Here is a 15,738-nt window from a genome sequence, read left to right as displayed (position 1 = left end):
CCTTAGATCAGGGGGATGACGACTATTGCTGAAAACAGCCTCGAGCTGATTGGTAACACGCCGCTGGTGCTGCTGCGCGGCCCGAGCGAAGCCACCGGATGTGAAATCTGGGGCAAGTGCGAATATGCCAACCCCGGCGGATCGGTGAAGGATCGCGCCGCGCTGTATATCGTCCGCGATGCCGAGGCGAACGGCAGCCTGAAACCCGGCGGTACGATCGTCGAGGGCACGGCGGGCAACACCGGCATCGGCCTTGCGCTCGTCGCCAACGCGCTGGGCTATAAGACGATCATCGTGATGCCCGACAATCAGAGCGCCGAGAAAATGGCGACCATCCGCGCGCTGGGTGCCGAACTGGTGCTCGTCCCGCCCGCGCCCTTTGCCAACCCTGGCCATTTCGTCCACACCTCGCGCCGCATCGCGGAGGAAACTGACAATGCGATCTGGGCGAACCAGTTCGACAATATCGCCAACCGCAAGGCGCATGTGCACGGCACCGCCGAGGAAATCTGGGAACAGATGGGTGGGCGTATCGACGGTTTCACCTGTGCGGCCGGGACGGGCGGCACGATCGCCGGAACCGGACTCGGGTTGAAGGCCAAGAGCGCCGACATCACCATCGCGCTCACCGATCCGCACGGCGCGGGACTCTATAATTATTACCAGTGCGGCGAACTCAAACCCGAAGGATCGAGCGTCGCCGAAGGAATCGGCCAGAACCGCATCACTGCCAACCTCGAAGGCGCGCCGATCGACACCCAGTTCCGCATTTCGGATGCCGAGGGGCTGGCGGTCGTGCGCAGCCTGCTGGGTGAGGAGGGCCTGTGCCTGGGCCTGTCGTCGGGGATCAATGTCGCCGGCGCGATGGCGCTGGCGCGGCAATTGGGGCCGGGCAAGCGTATTGCAACCATCCTGTGCGACAGCGGCTTTCGCTATCTCTCGACGCTCTTCAACCCTGAATGGTTGGCGAGCAAAGGTCTGGCGGAGACGGCGGCATGACGAACGGAAAGGCGGATGTTCAGCCCGTTGTGGCACCGCCTGCGCCCATAAACGACACGATGCGGCGGCTTCAGATTGGCATCGCCGGGGTGTTGACCGTCTTGCTGCTCGTTGGCATGGCAGGGCTGATCGGCGACCGTGCGCGCGAACGCGTGGCCGGCGATGTGGCGGCGGCGGGAGAGGTCAAGATACCGGGCGCCGAGCAGAAAAGCAGCGGTACGCCGCTGGAAGAACTAGGCGTCCAGCCGGTATCCAAGGATGAAAATGCGGTGACATCGGTGAAGGTGCCGCAAGCGCCGCCGTCAACCACCTCCACCGTTCCCGATCTCGAGCCCGACCCGACCCTCGAACGCGCGCGCCAGTCGAACCGGTGATGGCGGCAGCGCGGCGGCCGCTGCTGCACGGCTTGGTCGTCGCGGCGCTGGCCTTGTTGCTGGCGTGGACGGCGGGCGGGCAGGCGTTGCTTGGCCGGATCGACCCGGCGCTCGCGGTGCCGCTACTGATTCTCCCGATGCTGTTGCTCGGCTGGTGGCAGCGTGATGAACCGGCGGCGGGTCGGCGGCGGACAGTCCTGTTTACGGTGATCATCCTCGCGGCGGGGCAGGCGCTGCTCGCTTTCAGACTCGCCGGCTCGCTCGCCTTGGCGCAACTGCTCTTGGCGCTTGCTGCCGCCGCACTGGTCGGCTGGATCAGCGATGCGCTCGTCCAGCGCCGGACGTGGGGCAGGGGCTTGCGCCTCGTCATCGCCGCCTTGCTCGTCACTGGCTGGTTTGCTGGCGGGCATGCGCTGCTCTCCGCCTTTTATCGTTCCGCGCCCGTCGCCGGGGACGCACCCGCGGTCACCATGCTCACCAGTCTGCCGCTGCGCTGGGCTGGCGGTGGCGGCGATATCGCGGCGATGATTGCCGACGGGCCGGGCGACGACCCCGCGCTCGTCCGGCTTCAGGCGGCGGGACCGGTGTCGCTCGTAGATAGTCTTGTCGATCATGTTCCGCCGCCCGGCGGCACTTTGCTACTCGCCCATCCGCGCGCCCTCGCGCCGCGCGAGTTGGTGGCAATCGACGCCTTTGTTCGCGGTGGCGGCCGCGCGGTGATCCTGGCCGATGCGCTGTCGGGCTGGCCTGCGACGCATCCGCTCGGCGATCCGCGCAATCCGCCGGTGACCAGCCTGCTTACCCCGCTGCTCGATCATTGGGGCGTCACCCTTGGCGCCGCGCCGGTTGGTGAAGCGCAGGCACTGTCGGTTGACGTTGAACGCGCGCGGCTGCGCCTGTTCAGCGCCGGGCGTTTCGACCGGCTGCCCGCATCGTGCCGCGCCTTCGCCGGTCGCCGCGTTGCCCATTGCCTGATCGGGCAGGGTGAGGCGTGGCTGGTCGGCGACGCTGATCTCATCTTCGCGCCGCTGTGGCAACCGGCTGTGCCCGGCGCATCGCATCTCGGTCAGGCCGATACGATGGATTGGCTCGCCGCGCGCCTGTGGCGCGACGCCGCCACCCGTGCGCCGTTGCGCCCGCTCTGGATTCGCGCCCACACCGAATAAGCGCCGCGCAGAGCGGCCTTTTCCATCATTTCTGGCACCCGCCTGGTACGCGATTTTGCCTCGCCGATCGCTTTTGACTGGCTTTTGCTCTCGTTTTGCGATGAATTGGGTCTCTTCTCCCCATTTTGCCCTAATTTACCCCTTTCCACCCCGATCTATAGTTGGTAGTCAGGAATCGGAGAGGGGCAATCTCCACCTGAGTCATTCGGCCCGAAATCCGCGATTTTGGGGACAGGGAAGCTTTGCCCGGTGGCGCGAATACGGGGGGCAGTTCGATGGCGGTTGTGACCCCGGGTCAGTATGCGGGCACCAACTTTGCCGCGATCGATGGCAAGGGGCGCATCGCCGTCCCCTCACAATTCCGCAACAATGTGCCCCTGAATGCGGATGGCCAGCGCGTGCTCTGGGTCGGCTTCCACGAAAAGCTGCCCTGCCTGGTCGCCTATGGCCAGGATCAATATGACCGGCTGAACGGTGAAATCGAACGCGACCGCGACACCGCGCTCGCGCGCAACCTAGACTTTGACGAAGATGCCGCGTTCAAGAAGCGCTTCAGTTATACCGAGCCCTATGCGCTCGACGACAGCGGTCGTTTCCTGCCCAGCTTCATCCACCGCGACCGCGTCGGCGATGCCGGCGCGACGGCTTTTGTGGGGTCGGGACGCCGCTTTGAAATATGGTGGCTGCCGACCGTGGCCGAATGTGTCGACGCCGATCCCGTCTTGCAGCGTCTCGCCGCCGCATGGGATGCCGCAAAAGGGAAGGGGCGCAAATGACCGACCTGCCCCGCGATCCCCGCCACGATCCGGTTCTCCGCGATGAAATCGTCGCCGCGCTCGCCATTGCCCCCGGCGAGTTGCATGTCGACGCGACCTTCGGTGCCGGCGGCTATACTCGCGCGATGCTGGCCGCGGGCGCGAACGTCATCGCCTGCGACCGCGATCCCGATGCGATTGCCGAAGGGCAGGCGCTGGTCGACGCCAGTGAAGGTCGGCTGCGCCTCGTTCACGGCCGCTTCGGCGAAATCGACCGGCTGCTCGCCGAACAGGGCGTCGGCGAAGTCGATGGCATCGTCTTCGATATCGGCGTGTCGTCGATGCAGCTCGATCGCAGCGAGCGCGGCTTTTCCTTCCAGAAGGACGGTCCGCTCGACATGCGCATGGCGCAGGACGGCGAAAGCGCGGCCGAATGGCTCAACCGCGCCGATGAGGCCGAGATCGCCGACATCCTCTTTCACTATGGCGACGAGCGCCAGTCGCGCCGCGTCGCGCGCGCGATCGTCGCAGCGCGTCCGCTCAGCCGCACCGGCGAACTCGCGGTGGTGATCCGCAAGGCGCTGCGCCACCCGCCCGGTGCGCCCAAGGATCCGTCGACGAAAAGCTTTCAGGCGATTCGCATCCACATCAACGGCGAACTCGACGAGCTGAACGCGGGCCTTGCCGCCGCCGAGCGCCTGCTTCGCCCCGGCGGCCGCCTCGCGGTCGTCAGTTTCCACAGTACCGAGGATCGCATCGTGAAGAATTTCTTGCGCGAACGCAGCGGGGGCGATGCCGCCGGTTCGCGCCACCGGCCCGCGCCGCTCCCTCTGGCGCGGGCCGCAACTTTCGAAACCCCGGCGCGCAAGGTGCGGCCGAGCAAGGCCGAAGAGGCGCGCAACCCGCGCGCCCGTTCGGCAACGCTGCGCAGCGCGGTTCGCACCGCGGCCCCTGCCTGGCCCGACAGTTCGACCCAAGGAAATTCAGGGAAGGAGACGATGTCATGTTGATGGCTGCTCGTAAACTCCAGGGAATCGGCCTGGTCCTGCTCGTGCTCGTCTTCGCGATGATCCTTTATCCGGTGTCGCTGAAGGTCGCGGCGACGCGCAGCGAATTGTCGCGCATCGAAAAGCAGATCGACCGCACGCGCGACAATATCCGCTATCTCGAATCCGAACTCGCGGTGCGCGCCTCGATGCGTCAGCTCGAACAGTGGAATGCCGACACCTTCGGTTACTCGGCGCCGTCGGCAGGGCAGTATCTCTCGAACGAACGCCAACTCGCGTCGTTCGACCGCCTGCCGCGCGCGCGCGGCGCGAATGATGTCGCGCCGGTGCTGATGGCGATGGTGTCGCCGGTCGGAACGCCTGCGGCGGAAAAGGTCAGCCCGGTCACCAAGCCCATCGTCACCGCCAAGCCGATCCAGATCGCGCAGGCGGAAGCCTCGGATATTCGCAGCGACGCCGCGCCGCGCATGGCGCCGACGCGCCGCCGCGAACAGTTGAAGATGATCGAGGATCAGCTGCTCGCTGAATCGACCCTCGCCGATCTCAAGCGCGCGGCAGCGGCCGAGGCGGCGGGAGGCAAGTCCGGCCGATGAACACGCTGGTCGTCCGTCCAGCCAGGGTTCGTACCGCAGGGGTGCGGCAGCAGATATTGCTGACCGCGCAGCAGCGGCTGATGATCCTGATGTTGCTGTTCATGGCGGCCTTTTTCCTCGTGTCGGTGCGCCTCGTCTATTTCGTCGTCTTCGACGCCGGAACGGGGCGCGGCAATGGTTCGGCGGCCTTCATTCCGGCGCGCGCCGACATCGTCGACCGCAACGGCGTCCCGCTGGCGCGCACGATCGACGGCTATTCGATTCGCGTCGTGCCCGAGAAACTGCTCAACAACCGCCAGTTCCTCGCCGACGAACTCCACAAGATTTTCCCCGACATGACGCGTGAGGAATTGCTGGCCAAGGTCAGCGGATCGCGCCCGACCTATATCCGCCGCCGCGCGCTGCCCGATCAGGTTGCGGCGGTGAATGCGATCGGCGACGTCGGTTTCGACTTTCCACGCGAAAAGGAGCGCCTCTATCCGCAGCTGACGCTCGCGGCGCATGTCATGGGCTTCCTCAACGCCGAAGGCCATGGCGTCACCGGGGTCGAAGGCGCATTCGACCAGCGGCTGATCGACAAGGCGACGCGCGGCGAGCCGCTGGCGCTGTCGATCGATACGCGCGTGCAGGGCGTACTCGAAAGCGAACTCTCCAACGCCGTCACCAATTTGGAAGCGATCGGCGGGGCAGGCATCATCCTCGACGTCCACACCGGCGAAGTCGTCGCGATGACCTCGCTGCCGACCTTCAATCCCAACAAGCTGACGGGCAGCAATCCGGCGACGCGGCGCAACGCGGTCACCTATAATCTTTACGAGCTGGGTTCGACCTTCAAGCCGCTGTCGATTGCCGCCGCGATCGACGCCGGGACGGTCACTAGCATGGCGCGCCGCTATGACGCGACCCAGCCGCTCCCGATCGCAGGTTTTCGTATCCGCGATTCGCACAATATGGGGCGCTGGCTCAACGTTCCCGAAACATTGATCCATAGCTCGAACATCGCCACCGCGCGCATCGCCGACGAACTCGGCCGCGAAAAGATGGAGGAGTTGTTCCGCAACCTCGAATTCGACGGGCGGCCCGAGATCGAGCTGAAGGAACGCGCTTTCCCGCTGTGGCCCAAAAATTGGGGCCGGCTGACGACAATGACGACCAGCTATGGCCATGGCATCGCCGTGACCCCGCTGCACCTCGCCAGCGCTTATGCCGCGATGGTCAACGGCGGCATCTATCGCCCCGCGACGGTGCTGAAACTGGGCGACAAGGCGCCGCCGCAGGGGCGCCGCGTGTTCAAGGCTGCGACCAGCGCGCGGATGCGCCAGCTGCTCCGCCTGATCGTGTCCGACGGCACCGGCAAAAAGGCCGATGCTCCCGGTTTCCGCGTCGGCGGCAAGACCGGCAGCGCCGAAAAGCCGGGTGCGGGCGGCTATCGCCGGACCTCGCTCGTCTCGACCTTCGCCGCTGCTTTCCCGATGGACAATCCGCGTTACGTCATCCTCGCGATGATCGACGAGCCCAAGGGCAATGCCTTCAGCTCGGGCCAGCGCACCGCGGGCTGGACGGTCGCGCCGGTGGTCCAGAAGGTCGTGATGCGCGCCGGGCCGATGCTGGGCGTCTTCCCAGACGAGAGCCGTGACGTCGACGTGTCCGAACTGACACCGCTGCTCTGGAAAAACGGGGAAGGCGAGTAATGCGCCTCGCCGCTCTGCTCGGCGATCAGGGTCTGGCAGGGGCGGACCCGGTGGTGACCGGGCTCGCCATCGACCATCGCAAGGTCGCGCCGGGAACGATCTTTGGCGCCTTTGTCGGCGAAAAATTCAACGGCGAAGATTATATCGCGGCGGCGATTGCTGCAGGCGCGATCGCGGTCGTCGCACGGCCCGAAGCGCGGGTCGAGGGCGCGGTCCATATCGCCGACGCCAACCCGCGCCGCGCCTTTGCCCATATCGCCGCGCGCTACTTTCACCGCTTTCCTGCGACCTGCGTTGCGGTGACGGGGACCAACGGCAAGACCTCGACCGTCGAAATGACGCGCCAGCTTTGGCGGATGGCCGGGTTTCAGGCGGCGTCGATCGGCACGCTCGGCATCACGACCTCGAACGAGAGCGCCTCGACTGGCCTCACGACTCCCGATATCGTCACCTTCCTCGGCAATATGTCGGGGCTCGCCGCCGAGGGCGTCACCCATGCGGCGTTCGAGGCGTCGAGCCACGGCCTCGATCAATATCGCACCGAAGGCCTGGCGGTGAAGGCGGCTGCTTTCACCAATCTCAGTCACGATCATCTCGACTATCATGGTACAATGGAGGCCTATCTCGCCGCGAAGATGCGGCTGTTTACCGAGGTGGTCGACGCGAACGGTGTAGCGGTGCTCTGGAACGACGATATCTGGTCGCCCGCCGTAGAAGAAACGGTGACGAAGCGCGGCGTGCGCCTGATGACCGTCGGCGCGACCGGCAAGGATTTGCGTCTCGTCTCGCGTGAGCCCACCCAGCTCGGCCAGTCGCTCGTCATCGCCGCAGACGACATGACGCAAAAGGTCGAACTGCCGCTGATCGGCGCCTATCAGGTCGCCAATGCGCTCGTTTCGGCGGGCCTCGTCATCGCGACGGGCGGCGATGTTGCACAGACGCTTGGAAATCTCGCGCGGCTCCAGCCGGTGCGCGGACGGCTCGAACGCGCGGCGATCACCCGTGCGGGTGCGCCCGTCTATGTTGATTATGCTCATACGCCGGACGCTATCGAGGCCGCGCTCGATGCGCTGCGCCCGCACGCGACCGGCCGTCTGATCCTCGTGTTTGGCGCGGGCGGCGATCGCGATCAGGCGAAGCGCCCCGAAATGGGCAAGGTTGCCGCAGCCAAGGCAGAGGTTCTGATCATTACCGACGATAATCCGCGCGGCGAAGACCCCGCGCTCATCCGTGCCGCGATCGCCAGGGGTGCGCCGGGCGCGCAAATCATCGGCGACCGTCGCGCCGCGATCGCTGCCGCGATTGCGGAGGCGCGCGCCGACGACATCATCTGCATCGCCGGAAAGGGACATGAACAGGGCCAGATTGTCGGCGCGGGCGCCGAAATGCGGGTGATTCCCTTTGACGATGTGGCCGTCGCGCGCGAGTGTGCGGCATGACCCCGTTGTGGACCGCCCGCGCCATCGCCGCCGCCACCGGCGGGTCGGCGAGCGCCGACTTTACCGTGCAGGGCGTCGCGTTTGACTCGCGTGAAGTGACGAAGGGCGACCTGTTCGTCGCGATGCGCGGCGAGGCGACCGACGGGCATAAGTTCATCGACAACGCGATCGCCGCGGGCGCCGCGGGCATTGTCTGCGAAACTGCGATCGACCATCCCCACATACTCGTCACCGACAGCGTGGCGGCGCTGAACGCACTCGGCGCCGCGTCGCGCGCGCGCAGTCATGGCCGGATCATCGGCGTCACCGGATCGGCGGGCAAGACGGGGACGAAGGAGGCGCTGTTCGCCGCGCTCGACCGTTTTCGTCCGGGAAAAGCGCACCGTTCGGTCAAAAGCTATAACAACCATGTCGGCGTGCCATTGAGCCTCGCGCGCATGCCCTCGACCGCCGATTATGGCGTGTTCGAAATGGGGATGAACCACGCCGGCGAACTCGCCGAATTGACCCGCATGGTCTGCCCGCATGTCGCGATCGTCACCACCATCGCACCCGCGCATATGGAATATTTCGGCAGCGAAGAGGCGATCGCCGACGCGAAGGGCGAGATTTTTGAAGGGCTCGAGCCCGGCGGCACCGCGATCCTCCCCTTCGACAGCCCGCATTATGCGCAGCTGCGCGCCAAGGCCGAACAACATGCCGCGCATATCGTCAGCTTTGGCCTCGGCGAAGGCGCCGATGTCCGCGCGGTCGACTGGCTGTCCGACGGGCAGGGCGGTTCGCTCGTCACCGCGCAGGTGCAGGAAGCCTTGCTCTGCTTCACCATTTCGCAGACCGGCGCGCATTGGGTGTCGAACGCGCTCGCGGTGCTGGCGGCGGTCAAGGCGGTCGGCGGCGACCTGCCTGCGGCGGGGCTGGCCTTCGCCGAAATGGGCGGGCTCGCCGGGCGCGGCGCGCGGCACCGGATCACAATACCCGGCGGCGACCTGTTGCTGATCGACGAAAGCTATAATGCCAATCCCGCGTCGATGGCGGTCACCATCGAACAGCTCGGCCGCGAATCCGCAGGCCGCCGGGTGGCGATTCTGGGTGCGATGAAAGAGCTGGGGCCGGACGGAAATGCCTATCATGCCGCGCTCGCCGCTCCGCTCGTCGCGGCGGAAGTGCAATTCGCCCTGCTGGTCGGCGAAGAGATGGCGCCGCTCGCCAAAGCGCTTGAGGGGCGTATCGATTTCGCGCATGTGGCCGACCACCCGGCCGCCAAGGCGCGGCTGGGCGACTTGATCCGGGCCGGCGATGCTGTGCTGATCAAGGGATCGAACAGTGTCGGCCTGTCGCATCTTGTGACCGCGCTGACCAATGGGGAATATTGATGCTTTACTGGCTGGCGGAATGGCTTGGCTTTCCGGGGGTTCTTAATCTCATCCGCTATCTGAGCTTCCGCTCGGGCGCCGCCGTGGCGACCGCGCTGATCCTGGGGTTGTGGATCGGGCCGCGCTTCATCCTGATGCTGCGCATGCGGCAGGGCAAGGGCCAGCCGATCCGCGAAGACGGCCCGCAAAGCCATCTCGCCAAGCGCGGTACGCCGACGATGGGCGGGCTGATGATCCTGATTTCGCTGATGGTGTCGGCGCTGCTGTGGATGGACCTCTCCAACCGTTTCGTCTGGGCGTGTCTGTTCGTCACCGGTGGTTTCGCCGCAGTCGGTTTCATGGACGATCTCGACAAGGTGACCAAGGCCAGCCATCGCGGGATTCCAGGCCGCGTCCGTCTCCTCATCGAATTCATCATTGCCGGGGTCGCGGTGCTGCTGATCGTCTCGCGCACCGGGACCGACCTCTATCTGCCCTTCTTCAGCGACACGGTGATCCAGCTCGGGCCGCTCTATTATGTCTTTGCGATGGTGCTGATCGTCGGTTTCGGCAATGCGGTGAACCTGACCGACGGGCTCGACGGGCTCGCAACCTTCCCGGTGATCATCGCCAGCATGGCGATGCTGATCATCGTCTATCTGTCGGGTAATGCGAAATTCGCCGGCTATCTGGGCATCCCGCATGTCCCCGGCGCGGGCGAGCTTGCCATCTTTGCCGCCGCAATTATCGGCGCGTGCCTGGCTTTCCTGTGGTTCAACGCGCCTCCCGCCGCGGTGTTCATGGGCGATACCGGCAGCCTTGCATTGGGCGGCGCGCTCGCGACGATTGCAGTCACCGCGCAGCATGAACTGGTGCTCGTCATCATCGGCGGGCTGTTCGTGGTCGAGGCCCTGTCGGTGATCATCCAGGTGTTCTGGTACAAGCGCACCGGCAAGCGCGTGTTCCGCATGGCGCCGATCCACCATCATTTCGAACAATTGGGCTGGCCGGAATCCACCGTCGTCATCCGTTTCTGGATCGTCTCGATCGTCCTCGCACTCGCGGGACTCGCGACGCTCAAACTCCGTTGATCACCTCGCGCGCCTTTGCCGGTTGCCGCTATGCGGTACTGGGGCTGGCGCGCTCGGGGCTGGCGACGGTCGAGGCGCTGATCGCCAGCGGCGCAGGCGTCACCGCGTGGGACGACCGCGAAGCCGCGCGCGATGATGCAATGGCGCTCGGCGCCGATATCGGCGACCCGCTGGTCGTCGATCTCATCGGCTTTTCGGGGGTCGTCGTGTCGCCCGGCGTGCCATTGAACCGCCACCCGATCGCCGCCCATGCCCGCGAAGCGCATGTGCCGGTGATTGGCGACGTCGAACTCTTCGCCGAAGCCCGCGCCGAACTGCCGCCGCACCGCGTCGTCGGCATCACCGGCACCAACGGCAAGTCGACCGTTACCGCGCTGGTCCACCATATGCTCGAAAGCGCAGGCGTGCCGTCGCTGATGGGCGGCAATATCGGCCTGCCGATCCTGTCGCGCGATCCGCTCCCCGAAGGCGGGGTCTATATTCTCGAACTATCGAGTTATCAGATCGACCTGTCGCACGATCTGGCCTGCGATATCGCGGTGCTGACCAACATCACCCCCGATCATCTCGATCGCTATGATGATTTCGCGGGCTATGCGGCGTCGAAAGCGCGGCTGTTCAACCTCCAACACAAGGATCAGGTCGCGATCGTCGCGGTCGATGACGACCCGTCGAAGATGATCGCAAGCCGCATCAGCCACCGCCTCCATCGCGTCTCGGCGAAGGATATCGACCCTGTTGACCAGGTGCGCTGGCCCGCGCTGCAGGGACCGCACAACGCCCAGAACGCCGTCTGCGCGATTGCGGTGTGCCGCGTGCTCGGCCTGAACGACGAACAGATTGAACGCGGTCTCGCAACCTACAACGCGTTGCCGCACCGTATGGAATTGGTCGGCGAAGCCCGTGGCGCCCGCTGGTATAATGACAGCAAGGCGACCAACGCGGCTTCCGCTGCACCGGCGCTGGCGGCATTTCCGCCGGCGCCGGACCAGCGTTTGCACTGGATCGCTGGTGGGAAGGCCAAGGGCGACGGGCTGGAGGCGTGCCAGCCTTGGTTCGGGCATATCAAGCGCGCCTATCTGATCGGTGAGGCGATGGAGGGTTTCGCTGCCGAAATCGGCGATGCGATCCCGGTCGACCGGGCGGGTGACATGGCGACCGCGGTGGCCCATGCCGCCGCCGCCGTGCAGCCGGGCGATATCGTCCTCTTGTCGCCCGCCTGTGCGTCGTTCGACCAGTTTAAGGATTATGAGCAGCGCGGCGATGCGTTCCGCGAACTGGTCCGGAAACTCGACGCATGAGCGGCAATCTGGACAATCTGGACGCGACGCCGGAAAAGCCGGTGATCGCGGCGCAGCGCTCGACCAAGCGCCGCGGCCCGCGCCTCAGCCGCGCTGACCGCACGCCGCTGGGTCTGTGGTTCTGGGAAATCGACCGCGTGCTGTTGCTGCTCGTGTCGATCCTCGTTGCGGTCGGGCTGGTCGCCGTCGCGGCGGCGTCGCCGGTCGCGGCGCAAAAGCTGTCGACCACGACCGCCTCGCTCGATCCGCTTTATTATTTCTATCGCCAACTGATGTGGGTGATCCTCGGCGTCCCGGTGATGCTGATGGTGTCGATGTTGCCGAAGCCGCAGGCCCGGCGCTTCGCCATTTACGGCACGTTGGTGTTCGTGGTGCTGCTATTTCTTGTGCCGCTCGTCGGAACGACGGTGAACGGCGCGCAGCGCTGGATCGGCAGCGGCGCCCTCCGGCTTCAGCCGTCCGAATTCCTCAAACCCTTTTTCGCGGTGTCGCTGGCGTGGATATTGTCGCTGCGCCTTCACGACCAGAGCTTGCCCGTTGTCCCGCTCAGCCTCGCTTTCACCGGCGTCATCGCGGCGCTGTTGATGGGACAGCCTGACCTTGGACAGACGATCATCTTCGCCGCGACCTGGTTCGTGCTCGTGCTCGTCGCCGGACTGTCGATGCGGATATTGGCGGGCCTCGTCGGCGCGGGCTTCGCGGGCCTTGTCCTTGCTTATTTCTTTTACCCGGTGGCGCAGCAGCGCATCAACATCTGGCTGTTCGCGCAGGGCGACAGTTTTCAGGTCGATAAGGCGCATGCGACGCTGACCGCTGGCGGACTCGTCGGCACCGGCCCCGGCGCGGGGCTCGCCAAATTCCAGCTGCCCGAAGCGCACACCGACTATATCTTCTCGGTCATCGGCGAAGAATTCGGGATGATCGCCTGCCTCGCGATCGTCGCCATCTATCTGGCGATCATCGTCCGTGTTCTCGTCCGCCTGCTCGACGAAGAGGATAGCTTCCTGATCCTCGCGGTCGCGGGACTGATCGCGCAGTTCGGCGGACAGGCGACGATCAATATGGCGGTGAATACCCAGCTCTTCCCCTCGAAGGGCATGACCTTGCCCTTCATCAGCTATGGCGGCTCGTCTTTCATCGCTTTGTCGATCGGCATGGGTTTGCTCTTGTCGTTGACCCGGCGGAACCCCTATGCGGCACGGGTGTCGATGACCCGAAACTGGAACAAGAAATGACCGCAACCCGTCACTTCCTGCTCGCCGCCGGCGGGACCGGGGGGCATATGTTGCCCGCCTATGCCCTTGCGGGCGAATTGATCGCGCGCGGGCACCGTGTCGCGCTGGTCAGCGACGACCGCGGGCTGCGTATTCCCGGCGCGCCGGCCGAGATGGAAACCCATGTCCTTCCCGCCGGTCGCGTATCGGGCGGGCCGATAGGCTGGATCAAGGCCGCGCTCGCAATCCGCAAGGGACGGGCCATGGCGATCGACCTGATCCGCGATTTCGACCCTGCGGTTGCCGTCGGCTTCGGCGGCTATCCTTCGCTCCCCAGCCTGCTCGCCGCACGCGCGACCAAACGCCCGAGCGTCGTCCACGAACAAAATGCGGTGCTCGGCCGCACCAACCGGATGCTCGCGTCGGGCGTCAACGCTATTGCGGTCGCATATCGCAATATCCAGCGCCTGCCCGAGGCATGCGAGAACAAGCGCCACCTGACCGGCAACCCGGTGCGCGAAGAGATTATTGCGATCCGCGACGATGGCTTTCCGCCGCTCCCCGAGGATGGCATTTTCCGCCTGCTCGTCGTCGGCGGCAGTCTGGGCGCAACGGTGCTGAGCGAAGTCGTTCCTGCCGCGATCGCGATGCTGCCCCGCGCGCTGCTCGACCGCCTGCAGGTGGTCCAGCAGTGCCGCGAGGATGATATCGAAACCGTGCGCGCCAAATATGCCGACCTCGGCGTCGCCGCCGAATGTGCGCCCTATATCCAGGATTTTCCCGAGCGGCTGCGCTGGGCGCATCTGGTGATCGCGCGCGCGGGCGCCTCGACCGTCGCCGAACTCGCCTGCGCCGGGCGGCCTGCGATCTTCGTGCCCTATCCGCACGCGATGGACGATCATCAGACCTATAATGTTGTCGATATGGTCGAGGCGGGCGGGGCGGTTGCCTTTGCGCAGCCTGATTTTACCGCTGGCGCGGTGGCAAAGCATATCCAGCGCATGGCGCTCGAACCCGGTGCGCTTGAAGATGCGGCGGAACGCGCGGCAAGCTGCGGTCTTCCCGACGCAACCCGCGACCTCGCCAACCTCGTTGAATCGCTCGCCGCACCGCCGATGATGGACGTGATCCGCGTCGGCGCGAGCGCGCAGCGCGCCAGAACCAGCGGCATCGCTGCCGCACGCAAGGAAGCTCAATAATGCGCGGCGTCGCAACCGATATCGGCACCATTCACTTCATCGGCATCGGCGGCATCGGCATGTCCGGCATCGCCGAGGTGATGCACAACCTCGGCTATCAGGTGCAGGGCAGCGACATCGCGGATGGTTATGTGATCGAGGGCCTGCGCAAGCGCGGGATCAAGGTCGCGATCGGACATGAAGCGTCGAATGTCGACGGCGTCGCGGTCGTCGTGACTTCCACGGCGGTCAAGCGCGGCAATCCAGAGGTCGAGGCCGCGCTCGCGCAGCGCATTCCGCTCGTCCGCCGCGCCGAAATGCTCGCCGAGCTGATGCGTCTGAAGTCGACCGTCGCCATCGCGGGGACGCATGGCAAGACGACGACGACCAGCCTCGTTGCGGCTTTGCTCGACGCGGGCGGGATCGATCCGACCGTGATCAACGGCGGCATCATCAATAATTATGGCTCGAACGCGCGGCTCGGCGCCAGCGACTGGATGGTGGTCGAGGCCGACGAGAGCGACGGCAGCTTCCTGCGCCTCGACGGAACGATCGCGGTCGTCACCAACATCGACCCCGAACATCTCGACCATTATGGCAGCTTCGACGCGATCAAGGACGCCTTCGTCGAGTTTATCGAAAATGTGCCCTTCTATGGCGCCGCGATGCTCTGCCTCGACCATCCCGAGGTGCAGGCGATCATCCCGCGCATCCGCGACCGCCGCATCGTGACCTATGGTTTCTCGGCGCAGGCCGACGTGCGCGGCACCAATGTGACCCCGGGCGCCGACGGCAACAGCTTCGACGTCGTCGTGCGCGACCGCGACGGCAACAGCCGGACGATCGAGGGCATCCACCTGCCGATGTCAGGCCGCCACAATGTCCAGAACGCGCTCGCGGCGATCGCGGTCGCGCTCCACATGGGGGTCAGCGACGACAAGATCGTCTCGGGCTTCAACGGCTTTGCCGGGGTCAAGCGCCGCTTCACCAAGGTCGGTGAGATTGCGGCGGGGGAGGGCGTTGTCACCGTGATCGACGATTACGCGCACCATCCCGTCGAAATTCGCGCCGTGCTGTCGGCCGCGCGCGAAGGCGTCGGGACGGGCCGCGTCGTCGGCGTCGTCCAGCCGCACCGTTTCACGCGTCTGCGCGACCATATGGATGACTTCCAGCAGGCGTTTAACGACGCCGACATCGTGCTCGCGCTGCCCGTCTATGCCGCGGGCGAAAGCCCGATCGAGGGTGTGTCGTCGGATACGCTGGTCGCGGGCCTGCGCGATCGCGGCCATCGTCAGGCGAATGTCGTTGCCGACGCGGCTGCGCTCGCTTCGGCCATCGCGGACGCAATCAAGGCCGGCGAACTCGGCGCGGGCGACAAGATCATCTGTCTCGGCGCGGGCGATATCACCAAGATCGCGGCGGGCTTGGCTGCGGCGGTGGAGGCAGCATAATGTCTCGCCTTCCACTCCACCCTCAAAATCCGTTCGTGTCGAGCGAAGTCGAGACACCCATCGACCGCGCGCCGAGCCCGATGGGCGTCTCGACTTCGCTCGATGCGAACGGGAATGGGAGGGCGGT

The 15,738-nt window shown here is 65.7% G+C and carries 14 protein-coding genes; all 14 read left to right on the top strand.

What is annotated here, in order from left to right; all coding sequences use genetic code 11:
• Positions 1-15: 15 nt before the first annotated feature.
• The 14 genes from CDQ91_RS05000 to murC all read left to right on the top strand — a co-directional run bounded on the left by CDQ91_RS05000 (position 16) and on the right by murC (position 15,611).
• Positions 16-999 (top strand): cysteine synthase A, encoded by a 984-nt coding sequence (locus CDQ91_RS05000; protein ID WP_088471622.1) that lies wholly within the window; start codon positions 16-18, stop codon positions 997-999.
• Positions 996-1,373, top strand: coding sequence for a hypothetical protein (locus tag CDQ91_RS04995; protein ID WP_088471621.1), 378 nt, complete (start codon positions 996-998; stop codon positions 1,371-1,373). Before CDQ91_RS05000 ends, CDQ91_RS04995 begins: the two co-directional genes overlap by 4 nt.
• Positions 1,373-2,539 carry a Gldg family protein gene (locus CDQ91_RS04990; RefSeq protein WP_088471620.1) on the top strand — a complete coding sequence of 389 codons (1,167 nt, stop codon included), beginning with the start codon at positions 1,373-1,375 and terminating at the stop codon, positions 2,537-2,539. Before CDQ91_RS04995 ends, CDQ91_RS04990 begins: the two co-directional genes overlap by 1 nt.
• A 275-nt stretch (positions 2,540-2,814) precedes the next feature.
• Positions 2,815-3,315, top strand: a complete 501-nt coding sequence (locus tag CDQ91_RS04985) for a division/cell wall cluster transcriptional repressor MraZ (RefSeq protein ID WP_088471619.1) — start codon at positions 2,815-2,817, stop codon at positions 3,313-3,315.
• Complete coding sequence (gene rsmH / locus CDQ91_RS04980) at positions 3,312-4,304, top strand: 16S rRNA (cytosine(1402)-N(4))-methyltransferase RsmH (RefSeq protein ID WP_088471618.1); 993 nt, start codon at positions 3,312-3,314, stop codon at positions 4,302-4,304. Before CDQ91_RS04985 ends, rsmH begins: the two co-directional genes overlap by 4 nt.
• Positions 4,298-4,894, top strand: coding sequence for a hypothetical protein (locus CDQ91_RS04975; protein WP_088471617.1), 597 nt, complete (start codon positions 4,298-4,300; stop codon positions 4,892-4,894). Before rsmH ends, CDQ91_RS04975 begins: the two co-directional genes overlap by 7 nt.
• Entirely contained in the window at positions 4,891-6,585 is a 1,695-nt protein-coding gene (locus CDQ91_RS04970; RefSeq protein WP_088471616.1) for a peptidoglycan D,D-transpeptidase FtsI family protein, read from the top strand. Before CDQ91_RS04975 ends, CDQ91_RS04970 begins: the two co-directional genes overlap by 4 nt.
• Positions 6,585-8,024 carry a UDP-N-acetylmuramoyl-L-alanyl-D-glutamate--2,6-diaminopimelate ligase gene (locus CDQ91_RS04965; protein WP_088471615.1) on the top strand — a complete coding sequence of 480 codons (1,440 nt, stop codon included), beginning with the start codon at positions 6,585-6,587 and terminating at the stop codon, positions 8,022-8,024. The genes CDQ91_RS04970 and CDQ91_RS04965 overlap by 1 nt, the downstream gene beginning before the upstream one ends.
• Positions 8,021-9,397, top strand: coding sequence for a UDP-N-acetylmuramoyl-tripeptide--D-alanyl-D-alanine ligase (locus CDQ91_RS04960; RefSeq protein ID WP_088471614.1), 1,377 nt, complete (start codon positions 8,021-8,023; stop codon positions 9,395-9,397). The genes CDQ91_RS04965 and CDQ91_RS04960 overlap by 4 nt, the downstream gene beginning before the upstream one ends.
• Entirely contained in the window at positions 9,397-10,467 is a 1,071-nt protein-coding gene (mraY, locus tag CDQ91_RS04955; RefSeq protein WP_088471613.1) for a phospho-N-acetylmuramoyl-pentapeptide-transferase, read from the top strand. Before CDQ91_RS04960 ends, mraY begins: the two co-directional genes overlap by 1 nt.
• Complete coding sequence (gene murD / locus CDQ91_RS04950) at positions 10,464-11,768, top strand: UDP-N-acetylmuramoyl-L-alanine--D-glutamate ligase (RefSeq protein WP_088471612.1); 1,305 nt, start codon at positions 10,464-10,466, stop codon at positions 11,766-11,768. Before mraY ends, murD begins: the two co-directional genes overlap by 4 nt.
• Positions 11,765-13,003 (top strand): FtsW/RodA/SpoVE family cell cycle protein, encoded by a 1,239-nt coding sequence (locus CDQ91_RS04945; RefSeq protein ID WP_088471611.1) that lies wholly within the window; start codon positions 11,765-11,767, stop codon positions 13,001-13,003. The genes murD and CDQ91_RS04945 overlap by 4 nt, the downstream gene beginning before the upstream one ends.
• On the top strand, positions 13,000-14,181 hold the full coding sequence (murG, locus tag CDQ91_RS04940) for an undecaprenyldiphospho-muramoylpentapeptide beta-N-acetylglucosaminyltransferase (protein ID WP_088471610.1): 1,182 nt from the start codon (positions 13,000-13,002) through the stop codon (positions 14,179-14,181). The genes CDQ91_RS04945 and murG overlap by 4 nt, the downstream gene beginning before the upstream one ends.
• Positions 14,181-15,611: a UDP-N-acetylmuramate--L-alanine ligase gene (gene murC / locus CDQ91_RS04935; protein ID WP_088471609.1), complete on the top strand. Its 1,431-nt coding sequence runs from the start codon at positions 14,181-14,183 to the stop codon at positions 15,609-15,611. The genes murG and murC overlap by 1 nt, the downstream gene beginning before the upstream one ends.
• The last annotated feature ends 127 nt before the right edge of the window (positions 15,612-15,738 follow it).

Origin of the sequence: Sphingopyxis witflariensis (assembly GCF_002205635.1) — a bacterium.
Lineage (GTDB): Bacteria > Pseudomonadota > Alphaproteobacteria > Sphingomonadales > Sphingomonadaceae > Sphingopyxis > Sphingopyxis witflariensis.
Note: the sequence above shows the minus strand (reverse complement) of the source record. Positions and strands in the feature narration are given on the sequence as shown.